Below are 23,360 nucleotides of genomic sequence, written 5' to 3'. Positions count from 1 at the left end.
ATGCAAGCCTATAAAAACGTTTACTCCGAAGCTCAGCAAGATCCTGAAGGTTTTTGGCTGGAGCAAGCGCGTCGCTTAAATTGGTTCAAAATGCCTAAAGTCGCAGCCCGGGTCAAAAAGAATGGACTGGCAGACTGGTTTCCGGATGGCGAAGTTAACATCAGTTATTTAGCACTCGATGCACAAATTGAAGCAGGCCGCGGCGAGCAAGTCGCTTTGTATTACGACTCACCGGTTACCGAAAGTAAAACCAGTTACACCTTTAATCAGTTACGGGAGCAGGTTGCCTGCTTTGCTCATGTGCTGAAGCAACACGGCGTAGAAAAAGGCGACCGGGTTATTATTTATCTCCCTATGATACCGCAAGCCGCTATTGCAATGCTGGCCTGCGCTCGCATTGGGGCCATTCACTCCGTCGTTTTTGGTGGCTTTGCTGCGCACGAACTGGCTGTTCGCATCGACGACGCGGCTCCCAAACTCATTATCACCGCGTCTTGTGGTATTGAGGGGACCAAAGTTCTGCCCTACAAACCTATTGTGGATAAAGCTCTGGCTGAAGCGAGCTACAAACCGCGCACTATTGTCTACCAGCGCGAGCAGTGCCAAGCAGAAATGCAAGAAGGTCAGGACACCAACTGGGAACAGGCATTAGCGACAGCAAGCCCTGTAGAAGCTGTTCCTGTACCGGCAACTCATCCTCTTTATATTCTCTATACCTCGGGCACTACGGGCAAGCCGAAAGGCGTTGTGCGCGACCACGGTGGTTATGCCGTTGCCCTGAATTTTTCTATGAATTACGTTTACGGATTAAAGCCGGGGGAAGTCTTCTTCACGGCATCCGATGTGGGCTGGGTCGTTGGTCACTCTTATATTGTTTATGGTCCGCTGCTCTTTGGCTGCAGCAGTGTACTCTACGAGGGCAAGCCGGTTAATACGCCAGACGCAGGAGCCTTCTGGCGCATAGTTCAGGACTATAAGGTCAGCGCCATCTTTTCTGCTCCTACGGCTTTCCGGGCAATAAAAAAAGAAGACCCTGAAGGCGAGTTTATTCAGCGCTATAACTTAAGCTCACTGAAACGCATTTATATGGCCGGAGAGCGTTTAGATCCGGCAACCTATGAATGGACAACCGAACTAACCGACCTGCCGGTTTACGACCACTGGTGGCAGACCGAGAGCGGCTGGCCAATGTGCGCTAACCCGGTTGGTATTGGAGCGGTAAAAGTGAGACCCGGCTCTTCCACCTTTCCGGTTCCCGGCTATGAGATTAGTGTGCTGGACCCACTGGGGAAAAGTTTAGGCAGCAAAGAAGAAGGTGCAATTTGCGTGCGCTTACCTTTACCTCCCGGTTGCCTGACCACCGTATGGGGCGATGAACAACGCCTGCACAGCAGTTATCTCAATGCCTTTCCGGGTTATTACTGCAGTGGCGACGGAGGGTACATCGACGAACAAGGCTATGTTTTTATCATGGGTCGCACAGACGATGTAATAAACGTTGCAGGCCATCGCTTATCCACCGGTGAAATGGAAGAAATTTTGGCAGCCCATAAAGACGTTGCTGAATGCGCTGTTGTTGCACAACCGGATGAGCTAAAAGGCGAATTACCGGTTGGTTTTGTTATTCTTAAAAACTCATCCACCATTGGTCATGAGCAATTACAACAGGAACTTATTCAGTCAATACGCGAAGAAATTGGCGCAATTGCCTGCCTGAAAACTCTGCACATTGTGCCCCGGCTACCTAAAACACGGTCAGGAAAAATATTGAGACGTCTTATTCGACAGGTTTTACAGGGCGACGATGTCGCTGTTCCTTCAACCATTGACGATCCGTCAAGTATTGATGCTATTAAGGAAACCATGCGTTAAACTATCGCCCTTTCTTTTAAACAGGAACAGGGTGTTATGACGTTATCGATTGTTGCGGTCATTGTGGGTTTGGCTGTTTTGGTCTGGAGTGCAGACCGCTTTGTTGAAGGCGCAGCCGCAGTAGCAAAACACCTGGGCATGGCGCCGTTAGTTATCGGTATGGTCATTATTGGCTTTGGTACGTCGGCGCCGGAAATGGTCGTATCGGCACTGGCGTCAATGCAGGGTAACCCTGCATTGGCACTGGGTAATGCCTATGGCTCGAACATAACCAACATAGCTTTGGTCTTAGGTATTACCGCTATGCTCGCTCCTATTGCGGTTAAATCTGTGGTTATACGTCGAGAAATGCCAGTCTTAATCGCTATAACCCTGTTAAGCGCCCTCTTTTTGCTCGACTATCAAATTACCAGACTGGAAGCCATTCTTCTGTTAGTTGTTTTTGTTGGCTACATGGGCTGGTCAATCTGGATAGGCTCAAAAAGCAGCGACGACAGCTTAGCCACGGAATTCACTGAAGAACTGGACGCAAACCCTCTGCCAATGAAGCCCGCCATTATTTGGCTTATTGTTGGCTTATTACTGCTAATTGTCAGTTCACGTGCTCTAGTCTGGGGTGCCGTGAATATTGCGGTGTCACTCGGCGTCAGCGATTTAGTCATAGGTTTGACTGTGGTTGCTATTGGTACCTCTTTACCAGAGCTGGCTTCAGCCATTGCGGCAACCCGCAAGAATGAGCACGACCTGGCACTGGGTAACGTTATCGGCTCGAATATGTTTAACACATTAGCGGTAGTCGGTATTGCCGGTGCTATCGAGCCGGTTTCGCTAGAACCTTTAGTGTTAAGCCGTGACTGGGTTGCTATGGCTGTACTGACATTACTGCTAATGGTCTTTGGTATTCGCAAGGCACGACAAGGGCGAATTAACCGCGTACACGGGTTTATCTTTATCTGCCTGTACTTGCTCTACACATTGTACTTGTTGAAAACCGGCTTCATCGCCCCGCAATAAAACACTATTGCAAATCGTTCGCATTTAACATAGACTGTCACTATCAAGTGAGGTGATAGTCTATGTATGTTTGTCTTTGTAAAGGTATTAACGATAAAGTCATCCATCAGGCCGTAGTTTCTGGTGAGGTGAACTCAATGCGAGACTTACGCCAGCAATACGGTGTAGCCTCACAGTGCGGCTGTTGTAAAAACTGTGCCAAAGATGTTCTTCACGAAGCCCTCGAACAACGTTCTACTCAAGCAGGTAAAGAGACTCAACTTCCGGTTTCCGTATGCTACACTTAATTCATACCTAGTGAATTAAGGAGTAATACGGCTATGAAAGGTGATGCTAAAGTCATCCAGCAACTGAATAAAATACTGACGCTCAAACTTACCGCCATTAATCAGTACTTTCTTCATGCCCGCATGTATCGTAACTGGGGCTTCGAAAGTTTGAACAAGCCTGTTTATAAAGCCTCTATTAACGAAATGAAGCACGCCGATGTGCTTATCGAACGCATTTTATTTCTGGAAGGCATTCCTAATTTGCAGGAACTGGGTAAGTTATACGTTGGTGAAGACCCAAGAGAAATGCTGGAAATGGACCACAAAGTCCAGTTTAATGATGTCAGCGCAATACGCGAAGCCATAAAAGAGTGTGAGATACACAAAGACTATGTCAGCCGTAACGCATTACGCGATATTCTCGACTCGCAGGAAGAGCATCTCGACTGGATTGAAACTCAAATTGATTTGATATCGCGCCTGGGTAACGAGGTCTATTTGCAAACAAAAATTCAAGGAGCTGAATAATGCGCAGAGATAACAATGTCGTTGAGCAACTAAATCGCCTGCTGGCCTTTGAACTCACGTCAATTGACCAGTACACCTCACATTCGCGTCAGTACGAAGACATGGGTTTAATGAAGCTTTATCAGCGCATTAACCATGAAATTGACGACGAGCGCGGTCATGCAGACTTGCTCATTCGCAGAATTTTATTTCTGGAAGGCAAACCCAACATGAGCAATCGCGAACCTCATACCATAGGTTCGGATGTCCGGGAGATGCTGGAAAACGATCTACAGCTTGAGCACAACAACGCCAAAACGCTGCGTGAAGTCATTGAATACTGCGAAGAAGTAGATGATTACGTTACCCGCGAAATGCTGGTCGGTATTTTAAAAGATACCGAAGAAGACCACGCGTACTGGCTACAGATACAACTGAACTTAATGGACCGACTGGGTGAGCAGCTGTATTTACAAAGCATGATGTAATCCAGTCCCCTCTTTCTGCAGACACAAAAAAACCGCCTCAAGGGCGGTTTCTTTTGTATCTGGCGGAGAGAGAGGGATTAACTCGGGCCCTCCCTGGCCCTCGCCCTTCGGGCAGCGCTGAAGCGCTGTTCAAAACGGCTTTCCTGCCGTTTTGTCGAACCGGTAGGGTTCTCATCTAGTCCTCCCTTTCTGCAGACACAAAAAAACCGCCTCAAGGGCGGTTTCTTTTGTATCTGGCGGAGAGAGAGGGATTCGAACCCTCGATACGTTGCCGTATACACACTTTCCAGGCGTGCTCCTTCAGCCACTCGGACACCTCTCCAGAACGGCCGCTATGGTAGGGGTTTTAGCCGTTCTAATCAAGGGGTTTAAGCAATTTTAAAGCGTTTCATGCCATTATTTAACCGTTTTGCCAGTTCGTTAAGCTCGCGACTGGCTTCACTAATTTGCTCTGAGCCCGCTGCCGTTTGCTCAGCGGCCTGAGTAATGGATGTGAAGTTTTGGTTTATCTCTTCTGCTACGGCGGTTTGTTCTTCCGCTGCAGTCGCAATTTGCGCGTTCATGTCGCTCATTTTTGCAACCGAGCTATTCACCGCATGTAGAGACTTACCGGCGGAGCGCGCCTGTTCAACACTTTCTGCAGCCTTTTCTCTGCCTTTTTCCATAACGGTAACAGCGTCGTTGGCACTCACTCGCATGGTTTCAATTAAGCTTTGAATATTACGGGTAGAGTCCTGAGTTCGGTTCGCTAACGCACGCACTTCATCAGCAACCACAGAGAAGCCACGGCCATGCTCGCCGGCACGGGCAGCCTCAATTGCGGCATTCAACGCCAGTAAATTAGTCTGGTCAGCAATGCCTTCTATTACTTCCAGTACTTTATGAATTTCTGCGGTGTTATCAGATAACTGACCAATAACTTTTGATGCACCTTCAACCTGATTTGCCAGCTCTTCAATAGAACGTATGGTCGCTTCAACTTCACGGCTACCATCAACTGTCTCTTTATCAGTGTCGTCCGCCAGCTGAGCCGCCTGCTCTGTATGCTGAGCCACTTCCCGCACCGTCTGAGCCATCTGATGAATTGCCGTTGCACCCTGAGTGGTCTGCTCTTGCTGCTGAACCACTAATTGCTGGTTATCATTCGCTGTTTCAGAAAGCTCATTTGATGAGTTCAGAATCGTATCTGCCGAATCATTAACGTCTTGTAGAATCTCTCTAAGTTGACGAGCCATGCGGTTAACGTCCGCCATCATGCTATCTTCATAGCGTGTTCGGGTTGAAACCGTTAAGTCACCATCAGCAATGCGCTGCAATACTTCAGCCGCCTCTTCGGGCTCGCCGCCTATGGTGTGAGTCAGCTTAACCACTATCCGCCAGGCAGCTATACCACCCGTAATAATAGCGAAAGCAGTCACCCACCACATTAAAGTGGCAAAGTTTTCACTACGATCCATAACGCCTTCGGTACCTGACGCTATATTCTGCTCCTGATAATCGATGAAGGTATTAATGCGATTCAGCCACTCCGCATAAACCGGAGACAGTTCATTCAGTACGTATTCCTGCGCCTGTTGTCGTTGATCTGAACTCAGTAAACGCTCAGTTTCCTCGGCGGCGGCCAGTCCTCGCGCCTGCACGTCTTCAATAGCTGCCAATAATTCACGTTCTTTACTGCTAACCAAAGTGCTGTCAGAAAAAATAGCACTCATGCCCTTATCTGCTGTATTGTAATTCGCCTTTAAATCATCAATTAGCTCACGCAGCGGAGGACGATCAGCGGCATCATCCACAAGTACTAAATCGCGAAGAGCAATAGCCCGGTCATGGACACTGCCACGATAATTAATAGCAAAGCGTTGTTTTTCACTTCCTACTTCATTCACTCTAGTTAGTGTTTTATCTATTTCGCCAACCTGGTACGTACCGACAATTGTCGTTATAACAAGTAACAGTAGAATAAAGGCAAACCCCGCGTACAATCGATTTGCTATAGTCATTTAATGCTCCAGAATGCGATGAACTATTCATCTATGTAATTGAACGATTATACTAATTAGGCTTAAAGATGGATCAAAAAAATTGATATATTGATGACGGTATAATCGGAATGTTCAATTATTGTTTGATAAGCCAACGGAAGATTCTGAGCTGGCTGGGTACGTAGAAAAGGTACTCAGGATGCCACTGCACGCCAATAATGGTTTGTTCGGTCTGCCCTTCAGAAGCTTGTAGAAAACCATCGAGATCCCACCCCACAGCATGCATACCAACGCCGGTTTGCTTTACAATTTGCGAATGCAGGCTGTTAACTCGCAGTTTTTGTTTTTTACAAATTTTCGCCAACTGACTCCGGGGTTCAATAAACACTTGTTTGGTTGGCAATAACCCGGGTCTGTTATAGGTTAGCTGTCGTAGCTCCCGAATATTCTGATTCAGTTCACCGCCCAGTACCACATTAATCAATTGCGAGCCACGACAAATACCTAATAGAGGCTTTTTTTCTTCCAGAGCCCAACGTATCCAGGCAATTTCAAGCTCATCTCTGTCGGGGTCGTATTCGCCGTCACGTTCCGGTGGTTGATTGTACTCAGATGGGCTAATGTCATCGCCGCCGCCAATAATAACGGCGTCAATGCCTTCGTGATCACAGCGGTGTCTGACACTTGCACGAACAGGGGTTGCCCCAAGACACTTAAGAATAAGCCAGGTACACCACCAGGAAGGCGACCACCGTCTGGCGCTTCCGGTTACAACCACTCGCGGTCTTTGAGCCATTGCTGCAACCTTTCCTTCCAGTCTTTTTCTGAAACCCCTATTAGCGGGCGTTCAGCATCAGTGAACGCTTGCTTCCAGTACTCTAAAGCCTGTTCGTCGTTCGCCAGAGCATCCACTATCCACCAAATTTTCCATGGTTCGGTTAAATCCCAGTCTGGGTGTTCAAGCTGACAATTCGGTAAACGATAATGAAATGTCGGGCGGGCTTTAATCTTATTATCTTCCACCGCTTTCATAATTTTTTCTTCATTCAGAAAAGCAAACAGCGGCAACATATCCAGCGCCCGGTTACGGGTGGCATTATGTTCCAGATAATCATTAATTAGTTGCTCCCGGCTTACCTCCTGCTGAGAAACCAGCAAGCGAATGTAGGTTTCAGGATATTTATCAATATAAGGACTCAGCTTTCGTGTTGTATCAACCCGGTGAGCCTCTACCAGCCACCATTGCAACAAAGAAAATGCCTGCAAATAACGCAGCAGGGCATTTGGCTCTAACGACGGTACCTCGGGGTTAATGTGCACACCATAAGCCGCAATCCAGGACTCATCAGTGCCCTTCGCACCGGCTTCCCGTAAAGCATCGGTCACAGGAATTAACCGCTCACACTGCTCAAGAGTCAATGGCGGGCAAACAATTTCGATAGGTACCAGGTTCTCAGCTATGCTGCCTAACTCGCGCACCCAGGCAGAATTGTCTCCGCCTTCTGCTTTCGCTTTTCGCTTTAAATAGTCCCAGTCTATCTCAACTGTAAATGAACCTAGTTCATCCACTTCAACTTTTTGTTCCGCTTTAGAGACCGCAACCCGTTTCCCCGACAACTGTTGTTGCAGAACTTCGACAGTTCTCTCCAGGGTTAAACCGCTAAACTCCAGTTCGAAACCAACTCTTCGGTCTTCCCCTTCATAATTTAGCGGCTCGGTTAATGCTTTGAACAACGTTTTACTCAATAGAAAATGTCCCCGCTGGTCCCGGAAATACAACTGGGCTTTCAAAGCCATCGTTACTGACACTAGCTACACCGAAAATGTAATTATCGATCACCACATTCTCCAGTGTGTATTCGTTTACGTTAGCCACATAGCGACTGAACTGCCACTGAGGAGCACTGGTTAAACGCCAGTAAACTTTATAACCCGCAATATTTTCTTTATCTTCCTCTTGCGCCGCCCAGCGCAAGGTTGTATCCGGTTTTACTGCACCTTCTATTTCGACATTAGCCGGCGGCCTTGGTGCCCACGACATGCTAGCCATGGAAACCGCGTTCAGCGCTGTTAGTTTAGCGGCGTAGTCAAAGTCTACGCCATCGATGGTATCGCCATATTCAATGCCATCTTCCACACGAAGGTCCTGGTGCTGACGGTTATAATTTTCGTTGGTTTCCATAATGCGGATACCGGCATAGCCTAAATCATTAAAAGGTCTATGATGCCCACCACGACCAAAGCGATCTAAGCGATAAACAATCATAGTGTCTAAATTATTGATGTAACGATCAGCCACTGTATCAATGTAGCGGGCTAAGTTGCGTGAAGGAGAATCCACTTCGCCACCATAAAAACGGCGCATGGTTGCTTCGCGATCCGATTCATTCATACGGGTGCCTTCAGCAAAAATACGTGCAGTGCTGTTATCAATAACCCCGTTAATACCTTCAATATTACCAATCATGTCATTATTAAGCACAGCGGTCAGATGCCAGTCTTCTTTTTTGGCTTTTTCGGCCAGAATTTTGCCGCCAAACAGACCTTGTTCCTCGCCTGCCAGTGCCGCATAAACAATAGAACCATCAAATTCGTACTGGGTCAGCACTCGTGCCGCTTCTAACGCGCCAGCGACACCAGAGGCATTATCGTTTGCGCCCGGGGCGTCCGAGGTATAATCCATGACATCACTAACTCGCGAGTCGATGTCCCCGGACATCATCACATAACGATTAGGGTCTGTTTTGCCACGCTGAACCGCAATCACACTTTTCACTTCCACAGGGTCAGGTATGCGCTCTTCTCCCGAAATCGTGTCGCTGACGTACATCACTTCAAGGCAACCACCACAGGCTTCGGATATGCGCTCAAATTCAGCATAAATCCAGCGCCGCGCAGCACCAATGCCTCGCGTATCAGATTCCGTTTCAGATAAGGTATGGCGCGTGCCGAAATCCACCAGCGTCTGAATATCGCTTTCAATGCGATCAGCCTGCATGGCACCGGCTATTTCATGTAACTTTTCCTGCTCTTTATAGTCAATGCTATCCTGAGCGATAGCACTCAGCGGAGTGGCTAAACCAACACTTACCGCCAGTAATGAACTTGTCCACGATTTGAACATAATTGAATACCTGTTAATTAATGAGCTTGTTTCGATTATGAGGTATACAGCGGAGGATGGAAAGCCGCGCACAGGAGCAGCAGACAACAACCTTTATGGCTGCTCCGTTAGTTGTGCAAGCCCACTTAGAGTCTGAGTCACGTCTGTCAGGGTTATGACGCCGCGCAGTTGTTTAAAACTGGATTCCAGCTCTTTAGCCCGATGCGGTAAGTAGCGTTGAATATAAGACAAGTCTGTCATCAACTCGGCTGATATTTGATTCTGACAGGGCTGCCCTGCTACCAGCAGCGCAAGAAAGTTATCATCCTCGTCAAGAAAACGAATGTATTCTGCCGCCTCTTCAAAGCTGTCGTACTCGCTGATTTCTCGCCCCATAACGCCGTCTTTCTGAGTGGCCTGAGTAACTCTTAACAGTAATATACGCGGCGACAAACTGCTGTTCTCCGACACCCGACGCAATGACTTTCTTAGTTCTGAGCTCAGGCGCCGTCCGCCAAGTAAGCGTGCGTTGTTTGCTAACCAAAATTCAGTGTCATCAAACAATTTCGGTAAACCTTCAGAAATAGACATTAATGCGGCCAGTTGAGGCTCCCAGTCAACGCCGTTTTTATACAAAAACAAGGCGCTGGATAAAGCGTAACGAAACATATTCTGCTCTGCTGACGCTTCAGGACTAAGCAGTTTACAACTCAGTGCTTTAGCTCCTTTGGTCTGGTAGTCCTGTAGTACCGATAATTTCAGCTTCTCATTGGAATGTTCGCGCCAAAGAGGTGTTTTTATCGCATTCAATTCGCCGTAGCTTAACTCATCGTCTTTGCTGTAAGTGAGCGTCAGTTGATAACACCTTGCCCCGTAACCCGCCGCACGCAATGCGTTTAGCGTAGCAATTAAGCTTTTTTCTTTTTGTATAGCCTGCAGCGGCAGTAAGTACTCACGCCAGACTTTATTTATGGGCAAGCTAATACGAAACAAGGTAACTTGTCGGCGTGTTGGTTTTCTGGATTCTTGCAACTCATTTACCACAGATTGAACCCATGGTTGCTCAATAAGCTCCGCAATAAGATCTCTCTGGTGTTGCTGCCAGCTGTTCAACAGGGTTTGATTTGAGTTTGTCTGAACTAAAGCGCAGCTCGCTGAGCCAGCTTTTAGAATAATAGGCACAGCCTGAACGGCATCAAACCAGTAGCTTTCATGCCCCCGGGCTGTAACCCTCTGGGCTAAATGCTCAACATTAACTTTATAGCGACGCCGGGACTTGCTCAACATAGCCGCTAAAAACCGGCCTAGTTCGTCATCGCCAGCTTCATCCATGCGCCTTAAGCGTAAGTAAAGACAAAAGTCTTTTTCTTTGAGCCCAACTACCCGGTATTCATATTCCTGGGTTGCGTCAAACACAAAGTCGTCGCTAAGTCCTGAAAAGTAAACCTTTACGCGTGCATACTTCAAGCCGGTTAGCTGGGGATCAAAACCTAGCTTTAACTGCAGTCCATTATTAGAGATGTCCACAGTCATAGCGCTGAATTCCTGGCCATCGGCCAGCTCCATGGTCACAGCGCTGACCAGGTTAATCCGTTGCTCACAACGTTGGTACTCACGCCCGGCCACGAAACTGGCAAGCGCCTTCTCTTGTTCCTGCTGGGCTAAGGCTTTGTCTTCCGCTAACTGCTGATGCTGTGTTTTTAACGCTAATATTTGCTGTTTCGTGTCGTTTGTAAAAACGCCCTTATACAGTCGTAAGCCGTCTTCAAATAATCGTTTCGCAGCTAAATCAAAATAATGTACGCGCCCCTGAAAAGGGTAGGGTTCAATTTCGGACTGGATTTTCTTTCGAAGATCTATAACACCCAAAGCTGGTTTCGCTAACTCGGTAATGCGCATCCGCGCCTGCAGCCTCTCGGGCCCGCTAAGATGTTTTGTTTTACGTTTAAACAGAGACTCAAATTGAGAGCGGTGATAATCTGTTTTAAGCTCATCAATCAGACTTTCTATTGAAGGGTCACTGCTCATAATGGGCTATTGTTCAGTATCTATATTAAGTTCAACATTTCTTTTACATTAACGCCAAGAGGATCTTCATGCAAACGCTTTTACTCGGTTACGGCGATATTGCAGACCGCGTTGCGCAACGGCTGAGCGGGCAAAACGAGCAAGTCACCGGAGTTTGCAGAACCCCGGAGAGCAAGCCGGTACGCCAGGGGGTCAATTTAGTTGCAGCAGACTTAAACAGTGAACAAGAGCTTTACCAACTGTTCCAGAATAAATGGGATAATGTTGTCATTACCCTGACTCCTGCAAAAGGCGCAGAAGATAGCTATCATCAGGGCTATGTCGTTCCCTGTCGTCACCTGCAACAGGTACTGTCGCAGCAAAGGCATCAGCCTAATATTATTTACGTTTCCAGCACCGGCGTTTACGCACAACGCGACGGCGAGTGGATTGATGAAAACAGTGCAACCGAGCCTACGTCAGACTCCGGTAAAGCTCTATTACAGGCTGAATCCATTATCAATGCCTTACCGGGGCAAACCTCAATTCTTCGTTGCAGTGGTATTTACGGCGAGGGACGTGATTTTTTATTGCGTCAATTAACTCAGGGCAATGTCCAGCTTCGTGACAGCTGGACTAACCGCATACATCAGGACGATGTCGCTGGCTTTATTGTGCATTTACTTACCCAGGTTAATCAGCCCAAACCTGTTTATTTAGTTAATGACGATGAACCGGTCAAACAATACCAAGTTTACCAGTGGCTGGCTGAGCAGCTTGGAATTGAGCTGGCAGGAAACATTAATAAGAAAGTTGGTCCCAGAGGCTCTAAACGCTGTATGAACAAGGGTTTGAAAGACAGTGGTTACCAACTTCAGTATGCGAATTTTCGCGAAGGTTATGCGCCGGTTATTAAACAATGGCAGCGCTGATTGCGCTGCTCATAACTTATACGGCGTCGAAATAATCCATCATTCCCTCGGCGGCGTTGCGTCCTTCTGCTATCGCCGTCACGACCAGATCGGCGCCGCGCACCATATCGCCACCGGCAAATATTTTCGGGTTGCTGGTTTGCATCGCAAACTCCGTGTCGCCAGTGGCCAGCACAGTGCCCCAGTTGCTTAGCTCCACTTTATGTTGTTGTAACCATTCTGGCGGGCTGGGCTGATAGCCAAAAGCAATAATCACCGCCGTTGCAGGCATTATGAATTCTGAATCCGGCACAGGTTGTGGACGTCTGCGGCCATCCGCGTCCGCCGGGCCAAGTTCAGTACGCATCATTTTCACGCCGCTGACCTTACCCGAATTGTCTGTGACTACTTCCAGCGGCTGCAGGTTAAACTCAAAAGACACGCCCTCTTCGCGAGCATTCTGCACTTCTTTGCGCGACCCTGGCATATTACCTTCGTCGCGGCGATAAGCGCAGACAACCGAACTCGCTCCCTGCCTGATTGAGGTTCTGACGCAGTCCATCGCAGTATCGCCACCACCAAGCACAACCACGGTCTCGTCTTTCACATCAATAAGTGGATACTGAGACATAGGCTCATGAGCCATAAGCTTTTGTGTATTGCCAATGAGAAACGGCAAGGCAGGATAAACTCCATCTGCATCCAGGCCTTTTAGTTTTCCATCCAGCGCTTTATAAGTCCCCAGAGCTAAGAATACCGCATCATAATTGGCTTCCAGCTCAGCAAAACTGATGTCTTTACCCACTTCGACACCCAGCTTAAACTCAATACCCATGTCGGTGAATATTTCACGACGCAACGTCATGACCGCTTTATCCAGCTTAAATGGCGGAATGCCGTAGGTTAGCAGGCCTCCAATTTCCGGGTAACGATCGTAAACGACAGCTTTGACACCATTACGCGTCAATACGTCGGCACAGGCAAGACCTGCAGGCCCGGCTCCAATGACAGCAACCCGTTCCTGACGCTGAGTCACACCGCTTAAATCTGGCCGCCACCCCTGTTTAAAGGCTTCGTCGACCATTTGCTTTTCAATACTGCCAATAGTTACTGCGCCGAAACCGTCATTCAGCGTACAGGCTCCTTCACACAAACGATCCTGCGGACAGACCCGGCCACAAACCTCAGGCAGACTGTTGGTTTTATGCATCAGTTCAGCGGCTTCAATAACCCGCCCTTCATTGGCCAGCTCCAGCCACTGAGGAATATAGTTGTGAACCGGGCATTGCCACTCACAATAAGGGTTTCCGCAGTCCAGGCAACGATCTGCCTGGCCTTTTAGCTGCACGTCAGGCATTGGATCATAAACTTCTTTAAACTCAATGCGGCGCTCTTCAACCGGACGTTTCGGCGGATCAATGCGCTGCACGTCCAAAAACTGATAAATATTCTTGTTCATTACATCACCTGCACACGTAATTCTGCGGTTGACCGCGCCCGATGCCCTAAAAGCTCTTTCACATCTGCCGCTTTTGGTTTGACGATATAAAAGCTGTCCACTATTTGCTCGAAGTTGTTTAGCAACTCGCGCGAATAGTGACTTCCCGTTGCTTCGTGATGCTCATGAATTAAACCGCGCAAGTGCTCCTGAATAATCGGGGTATCCACTGCTACCGCTTCAACCAACTCGTGGTTAAGCCGACGGTGCAAATCACCGTCGCTGTCTCTTAAATAAGCAAAACCACCGGTCATGCCCGCACCAAAATTGATGCCGCACTCCCCCAGTACCACCACAATTCCACCGGTCATATATTCACAGCCATGGTCACCAATACCCTCTACCACAGCTGTCGCGCCGGAGTTACGCACCGCGAAACGTTCGCCGGTACAACCGGCAGCATAAAGTTTTCCGCCAGTCGCGCCATACAGACAGGTATTGCCCATAATGACTGCTTCGTGCGTGTTATAACGAAAGCCTGCTGGCGGCTTAATAGTAATTTCACCACCGGCCATACCTTTCCCAACGTAGTCGTTGGCGTCTCCGGTCAGATGAAGCTTTAAGCCTCCGGCATTCCATGCACCAAAGCTTTGTCCGGCGGTACCGATGAAACCTAAAGTAATTGGCGCAACCGCCATTCCCTGATTTCCATGCTGGCTGGCAATGTAACCCGATACACTTGCAGCAACCGAACGGTCGTAATTACGGATAGTCAAAGACCAATGACCTCCGCTCCGCTTATCGATAGACTCCTTGCACAACTCCAGCAATCGCTGGTTCAGCTTGCCCTGATCAAACGGCGGGTTCTTCTCGGTGCAATATAAAGAATGCTCTGAACGTACCTCGGCTGACTGCAACAAGGCATTTAACTGCAACTGCTGCTGGCGTTTGGTTTCACCTGTCAGCCGTTCCAGTAGGTCAACCCGGCCAATAGCGTCGGTTAACTTTTCCAGCCCCAATTGAGCGAGAATGTCACGCACCTCTTCCGCCATAAACTCAAACAGTTTCACCACGCGTTCCGGCAAGCCGGAGAAATGTTCCCGCCGCAGGGTTTCATCCTGAGTGGCTACGCCTGTTGCACAGTTGTTCAAATGACAAATGCGTAAATACTTACAGCCCAGAGCAATCATAGGGGCGGTGCCAAAACCAAAGCTCTCAGCGCCCAAAATAGCCGCCTTCACAATATCCATACCGGTTTTTAAGCCGCCATCAACCTGCAACCGAATTTTATGGCGCAGATTATTAGCAACCAATGCTTCGTGCACCTCAACCAGACCAAGCTCCCACGGCGAGCCCGCGTATTTTACCGAGGTCATGGGGCTGGCACCGGTTCCGCCATCGTAGCCGGACACAGTAATTAAATCGGCGTACGCTTTAGCAACCCCCGTAGCAATGGTGCCAATGCCAGGCGTAGAAACCAGCTTGACTGAAACCAAGGCTTTAGGGTTCACCTGCTTTAAGTCAAAAATCAGCTGAGCTAAGTCTTCAATGGAATAAATGTCGTGATGCGGCGGCGGCGATATCAGGGTAGTACCAGCAACTGCATAGCGCAGTTGGGCAATTTCCGCTGTGACTTTTTCGCCGGGCAACTGGCCGCCCTCACCGGGTTTGGCTCCTTGCGCAACTTTTATCTGTATAATATCTGCATTAACCAGATAATGAGGCGTGACGCCAAAACGTCCCGAGGCCACTTGCTTAATTCGCGAGTTTTTTGCGTTGTTAAAGCGTTTCGGATCTTCTCCGCCCTCACCTGAGTTTGAATGCCCGCCAATAGTATTCATAGCAATAGCTAAGGCTTCGTGAGCTTCGGCACTTAACGCGCCTATCGACATAGCTGCGGTATCAAAACGCTGAAACAGAAGCTCTTTAGCTTCTACTTTTTCTTTTTTAATTTTTGCCTTTTCAGGCAATTTGATGCTGAGCAAGTCACGCAGGTGAGTCACCGGCCTCTCGTTAACAAACTTAGCGTAAACGTCGTAATCTCGCTGCTCGCCTGTTGCCACCGCGCGTTGTAGCGACGTCACAACATCCGGGTTATAAGCGTGATACTCCCCTCCATGCACATATTTCAGTAAGCCGCCCTGAGCCAGTTTTTTTCGTGTTAGCCAGGCGCGGTGAAAGCTCTGCTGAAGATCCTGCTGTATATCATCAAATCCGGTACCATCAATGCGTGCTGGTACGTTCTCAAAGCATAGACGGCGCACATCTTCGTTCAGCCCAACCGCCTCAAACAAGGAGGAGCCCCGGTAACCTGCTACGGTCGCAATACCCATTTTCGAGAGTATTTTCAGTAAACCTTTATTCAGACCTTTACGATAATTAAGCAACGCTTCTTTTATATCCAGTGTGACTTTGCCCCGGGCCACCAGTTGTTCCACAGTTTCATACGCAAGGTAGGGATAAACAGCTGTAGCACCTAAGCCTATTAAGACTGCCATATGGTGTGGATCACGTGCGGAAGCGGTTTCAATAATAATGTTTGAATCACAGCGAAGATCATTTGCAACCAACGCTTGCTGCACTGCACCAACGGCCATGGCTGCCGGTACCGTCAGTTGTTCCCGCTGTAAATCCCGGTCACTAAGAACCAGAATAACCGTTTGTTCATCCTTAACCGCGTGTTTTGCCTGCTCAACCAGACTCTCAATGGCTTGTTCCAGGTTTTGCTGCTTCGGTTCAAAACCCAGCGATAAAGTGGTTGCCCGGTAATGCTGTTCATCAAGTTCCCGTAGCTGTTTTAAATCGGTGTACATCAGGATAGGTGATTCAAATACTACCCGGTCGGCATCGCCCGATGCCTCGTTAAATACATTATGCTCACGGCCTATGATAGTGGAAAGCGACATAACATGACGTTCACGAATCGGGTCAATAGCCGGGTTAGTCACCTGCGCAAACTGCTGGCGGAAATAGTCGTAAAGCAAACGCGGCTGCTTTGAAAGCACGGCGGTCGGTGTATCGTCCCCCATAGAACCCACAGCTTCCTGACCATCTTTCGCCAGAACACTGATAATTTGCTGTATTTCTTCTTCGGAATACAAATACGCTTTGTGAAAAACCAGCATGGTCTCGTCGTCATACAAACGTTTACCCAGCTTGTCGGCGTGGCTGCGTTCAAACGGTATCAAGTGGCGACGATGTTGTTCCAGCCATTGTTTATAAGGGTGACGCTGCTTGAGTTCTTCTTCAATTTGGTCGTTATACCAAATTTTGCCGGTATAAGTATCCACCGCCATCATTTGTCCCGGCCCTAAGCGGCCTTTTTCAATCACTTCCTGCTCGTCGTAATCCCAGATACCCACTTCGGAGGCAATGGTCAGAATACCCGAACGGGTCAAAACATACCGCGCCGGACGCAGACCATTTCTATCCAGACTACAGGCCACATGCCGACCGTTACTCATAACCACGCCGGCAGGTCCATCCCAGGGCTCCATATGCAGGGAGTTAAACTCGTAAAAGGCCCGCATTTCGTCCGACATGGTGGCATCGCCCTGCCATGCCGGCGGGATAAGCAAGCGCATGGCCCGGAATAAATCCATGCCACCGGCCAGTAACAGCTCCAGCATATTGTCTAACGACGCAGAATCGGAGCCTGACAGTCCCACCAGTGGCTTTGCGTCCTGTAAGTCAGGCAGTAAGGGCGTCTGGAATTTATAAGCTCTTGCCTGCGTCCACTGACGATTCCCACGTATAGTATTAATTTCACCGTTGTGGGCAAGGAACCGGAACGGCTGAGCCAGCGGCCAGCGCGGTTCTGTATTGGTAGAGAAGCGTTGATGGAAAACACAAATCGAGGTTTTCATTTCTGCATCGGCTAAATCGGAGTAATAAGCCGGCAGGTCAGCTGCCATCATCAGGCCTTTATAAACTAAAACCAGACTCGACAACGAGGAAATATAAAGCTCATCCTGATTAGGCATCAACTTTTCGATGCGTCTCCGCGCCATATACAAGCGTCTTTCTAAATCTTTTTTACGCCAGCCCGGAGGCGCCGACACCAGAACCTGCTCAATAACCGGCTCAGAGGTTTTAGCGCCTTCACCCAGTACTTGGTTGTTGACCGGAACTTTACGCCAGCCAGTGACCGCTAAAGTCTCTCGTTGAAGCTCTTGCTCAATAAGGTGGCGGGCGGACTCGCGCTTATCCTTATCCCGACTAAAAAATACCATACCGACAGCGAATTTCTTACTGAGCTGCCAACCTTGAGTTTCTGCGTACTGGCGGAAAAACTGCTCGGGCATTTGCAGTAGCAGTCCGCAGCCATCTCCGGTTTTACCGTCGGCGCCAATACCACCACGATGTTGCATACGGTCCAGCGCTTTTACTGCGGTAGAAATTAAACCTTGCTGAGCTTCGCCATTAATATCAGCGATAAGGCCGAAGCCGCAGTTATCACGGACATCAGCTGGATCATAAAGTCCCATGCTTATACCACTCGAATAATTATTCAATAAAGCTAGATTACCATGCAGGCATCAGCTTCGGTAGGCACTGGGGCTATTATTGTTACAAATATGTTGTATAGACAAAAAGTAAAAAGGCTCCCGAAGGAGCCTTTTAAATCACTTTAAAGTCGCTGCAAATTCCAGCATTCGGTCTAGCGGCACCATGGCTTTTTTGCCCAGAGCTTCATCGACATGAATCTCATGTGTCTCACCACCGTTCTTCAGTGCTTCTTCTATCGCTTGTAAGCCGTTCATTGCCATCCAGGGACAATGCGCACAACTGCGACACGTTGCACCATTACCAGCAGTGGGGGCTTCAATAAAGGTCTTATTCGGTTGCAACTGTTGCATTTTATAAAAAATGCCTTTGTCGGTTGCCACTATAAAGGTTTCATTTGGCAATTCCTGACTCGCCTTAATAAGCTGCGAGGTAGAACCGACAGCATCAGCCATCGCGACAATATTCTCCGGTGACTCAGGGTGCACAAGAATAGCCGCCTCAGGATGAAGTTTTTTCATATCCTGAAGGGCTTTCGCTTTAAACTCATCATGCACGACACAAGCGCCCTGCCACAGCAGCATATCAGCTCCGGTTTCCCGTGCAATATAGCCGCCTAAATGCTTATCTGGTGCCCAAAGAATTTTTTCCCCTTTGGCATCCAGATGATCAACAAGCTCAAGCGCCATACTGGACGTTACTACCCAGTCCGCACGAGCTTTTACCGCTGCCGAAGTATTCGCATAGACGACAACGGTCCGGTCAGGATGTTGATCACAAAACTCAGCAAATTTTTCTGGTGGACAACCAAGATCAAGAGAGCACTCGGCTTTCAATGTTGGCATCAGTACTTGCTTATGAGGCGTAAGAATTTTAGCTGTCTCGCCCATAAAGCGAACACCTGCAACAATCAGTTTCTTTGCCGGATGGTCGCGACCAAATCGAGCCATTTCTAAAGAATCGGCCACGCAGCCACCGGTTGCTTCGGCTAACGCCTGAATATCCGGGTCTGTGTAGTAGTGAGCCACCAATACAGCGTCTTCATCAAGCAGAAGCTGCTTAATACGATTAATAGTTTCAGCCTTTTCTTCCGCACTTAACGGTTTAGGCTTTGGCGGAAAAGTATAATCAAGGCTATCCAGAGTTTGAATCTCGGTCATGATACTACGGCTTGTTTTCCAAGTGTTCTTAATAAGTGAGGACTATTATAGCGGAATTCAAGGGACGCTAATAGCTAAGTCAGTATCACCCTTAGGTCATCTGTATGGCTACGTGGTTTTCGTAATGAGTTTTCAGGGAAGTGGTGGGTTGTGCAGGATTCGAACCTGCGACCAATTGATTAAAAGTCAACTGCTCTACCAACTGAGCTAACAACCCAAATTCTGGTAAATATTTTTATCGGCGACGTGGTGGGTTGTGCAGGATTCGAACCTGCGACCAATTGATTAAAAGTCAACTGCTCTACCAACTGAGCTAACAACCCAACGCCAATAATATTGCCCGTTTCTGCTTGGCAACGGCGGCATAGTTTACTGAAATAGTGCGCGTATGCAACTGAAAATTGAAAAAAACTGTGCGACTGCTTAATTCACGAACACATGTTGCCCAGTTGTTACTGATTTAGGCGTTGTTTTGCCAAATTAGCTTCGGTACTTTCCGGGTATTCTTCAATCACTTGATCGTAATATGCTTTTGCATCTGCCGATTTATCTTGCTCACTGGCAATAGCACCAAGCTTTAATAAACAGTCACCACGTTTATTACTATCCGGGTAGTCATTAACAACAGTTTCAAATTGCTGTTTTGCTTCGTCGTATTGACGTTTAGCAAAAAACAACTGACCTAACCAGTAGTGAGCGTTAGGAGAGTAAGTTGAGTTTGGAAAGTTCTTAAGAAAGGACTCAAATGCAGGTATAGCTTCATCGTAACGCTTATCTTCAAGGACCAAAGCTATCGCCTTGTCATAAGCATCATTCTCGCTAAGATTTGGAGAATAGCTGCTATTGCCTGTTTGTGTCGGTACCTGTTCCAGGTCATTGTAATCATCGCCCGTACTTCCACTCTGGCTATTGCTCGACTTCAAATTACTGAAGCGACGATCAATTTCCTGATACAGCTCGCGCTGGCGTTCCAACAATTGCTCCAGACGATATTCATGCTCTTCGGTTATACCTCTTAATTCAGCAACATCTTGCTGCAAAGAGCCTAACTGATTAAGCATTTCAAGCTGAGCGCCGGAACGAGCTTCGAGCATGCGCTCGATTTGTTCCAGTCGTTGCTCAACGTCACCTGAAGACGACAGCCCGGAAACAGGTGCCTGGGCCATAACAACCCCAGGCACACACAAACATACAGCTAACAGCGTTTTTCTCATTACTATCCGTTACTTTTAAATTAGTAAACTAAAACAGCGCGACGGTTTTTCGAGTATGCGCGTTCGTTTGATTCATTTACCATTGGCTTCTCTTCGCCGTATGAAACAGTCGAGGTTTGAGAATCCTGAACACCTAAGTTGTGCAAGTAGCTCTCAACCGCTTTAGCACGACGCTCACCTAACGCGATGTTGTATTCAGGTGTACCGCGCTCGTCGGTATGACCTTCAATAACAACTTTCACAGATGGGTTCTTAACTAAGTAATCAGCGTGTGCTGATAACAAGTCTGTGTATTCTGACTGAACGTTAGATTTATCAAAAGCGAAGTAAACGATGTGTTCTTTACGTAACGCTTCCATTTTCTCTTTACGTTGTTCTTCAGCCGATTTTTGGCGTTCTGCTGCACCGACTTCAACGCCTGAGTCTTGCTCAGCTTGTTGATTGGTTTCCTGACCTGCGCCCATACCTGAATCAGTTTCCTGGTTTGAGCTACAAGCGGCCAGAGTTGCCATTGGTACAACGATTGCCAGAGCTTTTAAAAGTTTATTAAGCTGCATCCTTTTCGTCCTTATCGTTTTTATCGAACAATTCAACCATTCAGGCTTTTGTTTTACATAAATGGCGACCAAGCCGGTGACTTAACTTCACCATCGGTTGCCGGTAATCGTGCTTTAAAACGTCCATCAATAGAAACCAAAGCCAGCACTTGCTTATTATTGTGCGTGGTACTGTAAATAATCATACTGCCATTTGGCGCCACGCTAGGCGACTCATCTAATGCCGTTTTCGTTAAAACTTGCATATTTCCACGTGGAAACTCTTGCTTAGCTATATGATAGTTACCCCGTGTACGGTTCACTAAAATCATATCTTCGCCAGACGGTAATAAGGTACCACCTAAATTCTGTTCACCATCAAAGGTTAACCGACGAACCTGACCTGATGATAAATTTACGCTATATAGTTGCGGTCTGCCACCTCTTTCTGAGGTAAACACTAAAGATTCACCATCTGGTGTCCAATTCGGCTCTGTATCAATCGTACGATTACGAGTAACACGTTGCAAGTCCTTAGTTTTAATATCAAAGACATAAAGCTCAGGATTTCCATCCTTAGATAAAACCATAGCTAACTTTTTACCATCTGGCGAGAAAACCGGACTACCATTTATCCTCGGGAAGGACGTAAGCTTCTCACGGCGGGTGGTATAAATATCCTGCATGAATATTTCTGCCGTTTTATTCTCGAAACTAACGTAAGCCAATTTATTACCATCTGGAGACCAGGCCGGAGACATCAGTGGCTCTGGTGAACGTAACAATATTTTCTCGTTCGCTCCGTCATAATCGGCAACCGCAAGTTTATAGGGATAACGGTCATCGTGGTTTACCGTGACATAAGCGATTTTTGTCATGAAAGCACCACGCTCGCCGGTTAATGCTTCATACGCCACGTCAGAAATTCGGTGTGCATAAGAGCGAAATTGATCACCATCAATAACACTGGAGCGTGAATCAAGAACATGGTCATTACTCTGCACCAACTCACCGTTGCGTAACATCTGCGAGTTACCACCGGTAATTTGTCCCCGGAGCACATCAATAATTTCAAACTTAACCATATAGCGGTCGACTGAATACGGTTCTATTGAGCCAACCAAAATGGCTTCTACGCCCATTTTTGCCCAGGCCGAATAATCGATCTCATCATCAGCAGCCGGACGTTGCGGCATAGCAGTTGTGGGAATCGGATTAAATTTACCGCTACGCATAAGATCTGCAGCAATAACATCGGTAATTTCGCTTGGCGCCTCTCCTTCACCTTTCCACTGAAAAGGCACAACAGCAATCGGCCGCGCGGTATCAATACCTTCCGTGATGACGATTTCCAGTACCCCGGCACGCGCAAAAACGGTTAGCGCAACAAAGAGTAAAATGCTTTTAATTAATAGATTTTTCATCGGTCACCTTGTTACAACTGCGGTTTTACAGTCAGTTTAATTGTACTCATTTGTTCGTAAATTTCCGGATCTTCAGAAACCGGCAGCGTTGTAGCTTTTAATACGGCATTTTGAGCTGAACGACAAACGTTCGCATCGCCACTGCCGGTGTCTACTGACTTAACGAATCCGCTTGGAGCTACTCGTATGGTTAACTCACATGACTTGCCACGCATTGAGTCATCAACATTCCAGTTTCGCTGAATAGTTTGCTGAATAAGCGCCTGATACTTTTCAACTTCACTCAATACCTGCTGACGGCGAGCTGCCTGCCGGCGTGCACGCTCTTCTTCCATTTCTTTTTGCAGCTGAGCTTCTCGTTCCGCAGCTTTACGTTCCGCTTCTTCACGCTTACGGCGTTCTTCTTCGCGTTTTCTACGCTCCTCTTCAGCACGCCGCTCGGCTTCTTCGGCTTCGCGTTTACGGCGTTCTGCTTCTTTCGCTGCCGCCTCGGCTTTAGCCCGTTCTTCAGCTAAACGTTCCGCCTCTCTTTTCTCTTGCTGAGCTTGCTTACGTGCTTCTTCGGCTTGCTGCTTTTCAAGCTCCTGCTGACGTTCAATTTCTTTCTTGCGCTGTTCTTCTCTTTCACGCGATTTCCGCGCTTCCGCAGCTCGTCGTTCAAGTTGTTCGATACGGCGTTGTTCAGCCGCCTCTTGCTCCGCTTTCTTTTGACGAATTTTATCCGCCTGTTGCTGAACTTTGGATTTATCAACGGTGACCGCGCTAACAATCTCTTCTGACATATCCAGTTCGCTCTGATCTAAATTCACCTCCATCGCCTCTGGCGTTGAGGGGGTAAATTCAAAGCTAATCAGCAACACGCCCGCAATTGCAGCGTGTATGACAATCGAATATATCAGCGGTAAGGTTAAGCTATCTGATTTTGCCAC

18 protein-coding genes and 3 tRNA genes are annotated in these 23,360 nt (G+C 47.8%); 6 read left to right on the top strand and 15 right to left on the bottom strand.

Going from position 1 to position 23,360, the window contains the following annotated elements:
* The 5 genes from RJ32_RS05450 to bfr (RJ32_RS05430) all read left to right on the top strand — a co-directional run bounded on the left by RJ32_RS05450 (position 1) and on the right by bfr (RJ32_RS05430) (position 4,150).
* Positions 1-1,872, top strand: a complete 1,872-nt coding sequence (locus RJ32_RS05450; protein WP_034819893.1) for an acetate--CoA ligase — start codon at positions 1-3, stop codon at positions 1,870-1,872.
* A 36-nt stretch (positions 1,873-1,908) separates the two neighbouring features.
* Positions 1,909-2,886, top strand: a complete 978-nt coding sequence (locus tag RJ32_RS05445) for a calcium/sodium antiporter (protein WP_034819891.1) — start codon at positions 1,909-1,911, stop codon at positions 2,884-2,886.
* Between the two features lie 62 nt (positions 2,887-2,948).
* On the top strand, positions 2,949-3,173 hold the full coding sequence (locus RJ32_RS05440; RefSeq protein ID WP_034819889.1) for a (2Fe-2S)-binding protein: 225 nt from the start codon (positions 2,949-2,951) through the stop codon (positions 3,171-3,173).
* A 33-nt stretch (positions 3,174-3,206) separates the two neighbouring features.
* Complete coding sequence (gene bfr, locus RJ32_RS05435; protein WP_034819886.1) at positions 3,207-3,683, top strand: bacterioferritin; 477 nt, start codon at positions 3,207-3,209, stop codon at positions 3,681-3,683.
* Positions 3,683-4,150, top strand: a complete 468-nt coding sequence (gene bfr, locus RJ32_RS05430; protein WP_034819883.1) for a bacterioferritin — start codon at positions 3,683-3,685, stop codon at positions 4,148-4,150. The genes bfr (RJ32_RS05435) and bfr (RJ32_RS05430) overlap by 1 nt, the downstream gene beginning before the upstream one ends.
* 234 nt (positions 4,151-4,384) lie before the next feature.
* Here bfr (RJ32_RS05430) and RJ32_RS05425 read toward each other — a convergent pair.
* The 6 genes from RJ32_RS05425 to RJ32_RS05400 form a co-directional block, all read right to left on the bottom strand.
* A tRNA-Ser gene (locus RJ32_RS05425) sits at positions 4,385-4,472 on the bottom strand.
* Positions 4,473-4,518: 46 nt separating this feature from the next.
* Entirely contained in the window at positions 4,519-6,150 is a 1,632-nt protein-coding gene (locus RJ32_RS05420; protein ID WP_034819878.1) for a methyl-accepting chemotaxis protein, read from the bottom strand.
* A gap of 118 nt (positions 6,151-6,268) precedes the next feature.
* Positions 6,269-6,928, bottom strand: coding sequence for a gamma-glutamyl-gamma-aminobutyrate hydrolase family protein (locus RJ32_RS05415; RefSeq protein WP_034819876.1), 660 nt, complete (start codon positions 6,926-6,928; stop codon positions 6,269-6,271).
* On the bottom strand, positions 6,901-7,878 hold the full coding sequence (locus RJ32_RS05410; protein ID WP_034819874.1) for an amidoligase family protein: 978 nt from the start codon (positions 7,876-7,878) through the stop codon (positions 6,901-6,903). Before RJ32_RS05410 ends, RJ32_RS05415 begins: the two co-directional genes overlap by 28 nt.
* Positions 7,871-9,256, bottom strand: a complete 1,386-nt coding sequence (locus tag RJ32_RS05405; RefSeq protein WP_034819872.1) for a M28 family metallopeptidase — start codon at positions 9,254-9,256, stop codon at positions 7,871-7,873. Before RJ32_RS05405 ends, RJ32_RS05410 begins: the two co-directional genes overlap by 8 nt.
* Positions 9,257-9,349: 93 nt before the next feature.
* Positions 9,350-11,263: a PilZ domain-containing protein gene (locus tag RJ32_RS05400; protein WP_034819870.1), complete on the bottom strand. Its 1,914-nt coding sequence runs from the start codon at positions 11,261-11,263 to the stop codon at positions 9,350-9,352.
* A gap of 68 nt (positions 11,264-11,331) precedes the next feature.
* Between RJ32_RS05400 and RJ32_RS05395 the strand changes: the two genes are divergently transcribed.
* Positions 11,332-12,174 (top strand): SDR family oxidoreductase, encoded by an 843-nt coding sequence (locus RJ32_RS05395; protein WP_034819868.1) that lies wholly within the window; start codon positions 11,332-11,334, stop codon positions 12,172-12,174.
* 16 nt (positions 12,175-12,190) lie between these two features.
* Here the strand turns inward: RJ32_RS05395 and RJ32_RS05390 are convergent, their stop codons facing one another.
* From RJ32_RS05390 to tolA, 9 genes are all read right to left on the bottom strand, one after another.
* Positions 12,191-13,612 carry an FAD-dependent oxidoreductase gene (locus tag RJ32_RS05390; protein WP_034819866.1) on the bottom strand — a complete coding sequence of 474 codons (1,422 nt, stop codon included), beginning with the start codon at positions 13,610-13,612 and terminating at the stop codon, positions 12,191-12,193.
* Positions 13,612-18,078: a glutamate synthase large subunit gene (gene gltB / locus RJ32_RS05385; protein WP_034819864.1), complete on the bottom strand. Its 4,467-nt coding sequence runs from the start codon at positions 18,076-18,078 to the stop codon at positions 13,612-13,614. The genes RJ32_RS05390 and gltB overlap by 1 nt, the downstream gene beginning before the upstream one ends.
* A gap of 138 nt (positions 18,079-18,216) precedes the next feature.
* The gene (gene nadA, locus RJ32_RS05380) at positions 18,217-19,257 is read right to left on the bottom strand and encodes a quinolinate synthase NadA (protein WP_034819861.1); all 1,041 of its coding nucleotides are present in this window, start codon (positions 19,255-19,257) and stop codon (positions 18,217-18,219) included.
* 141 nt (positions 19,258-19,398) lie between these two features.
* Positions 19,399-19,474: transfer RNA gene (locus RJ32_RS05375), tRNA-Lys, on the bottom strand.
* Positions 19,475-19,504: 30 nt separating this feature from the next.
* A tRNA-Lys gene (locus RJ32_RS05370) sits at positions 19,505-19,580 on the bottom strand.
* Between the two features lie 129 nt (positions 19,581-19,709).
* Complete coding sequence (ybgF, locus tag RJ32_RS05365) at positions 19,710-20,423, bottom strand: tol-pal system protein YbgF (protein ID WP_235598922.1); 714 nt, start codon at positions 20,421-20,423, stop codon at positions 19,710-19,712.
* 68 nt (positions 20,424-20,491) lie between these two features.
* Positions 20,492-21,028 carry a peptidoglycan-associated lipoprotein Pal gene (gene pal, locus RJ32_RS05360; RefSeq protein ID WP_034819855.1) on the bottom strand — a complete coding sequence of 179 codons (537 nt, stop codon included), beginning with the start codon at positions 21,026-21,028 and terminating at the stop codon, positions 20,492-20,494.
* 53 nt (positions 21,029-21,081) lie between these two features.
* Positions 21,082-22,431, bottom strand: coding sequence for a Tol-Pal system beta propeller repeat protein TolB (tolB, locus tag RJ32_RS05355; RefSeq protein WP_034819852.1), 1,350 nt, complete (start codon positions 22,429-22,431; stop codon positions 21,082-21,084).
* Positions 22,432-22,442: 11 nt separating this feature from the next.
* Complete coding sequence (tolA, locus tag RJ32_RS05350; RefSeq protein ID WP_235598921.1) at positions 22,443-23,360, bottom strand: cell envelope integrity protein TolA; 918 nt, start codon at positions 23,358-23,360, stop codon at positions 22,443-22,445.

Source organism: Idiomarina sp. 28-8 (genome assembly GCF_000320945.2).
Lineage (GTDB): Bacteria > Pseudomonadota > Gammaproteobacteria > Enterobacterales > Alteromonadaceae > Idiomarina > Idiomarina loihiensis.
This window is presented reverse-complemented; position numbering and strand designations above follow the sequence as displayed.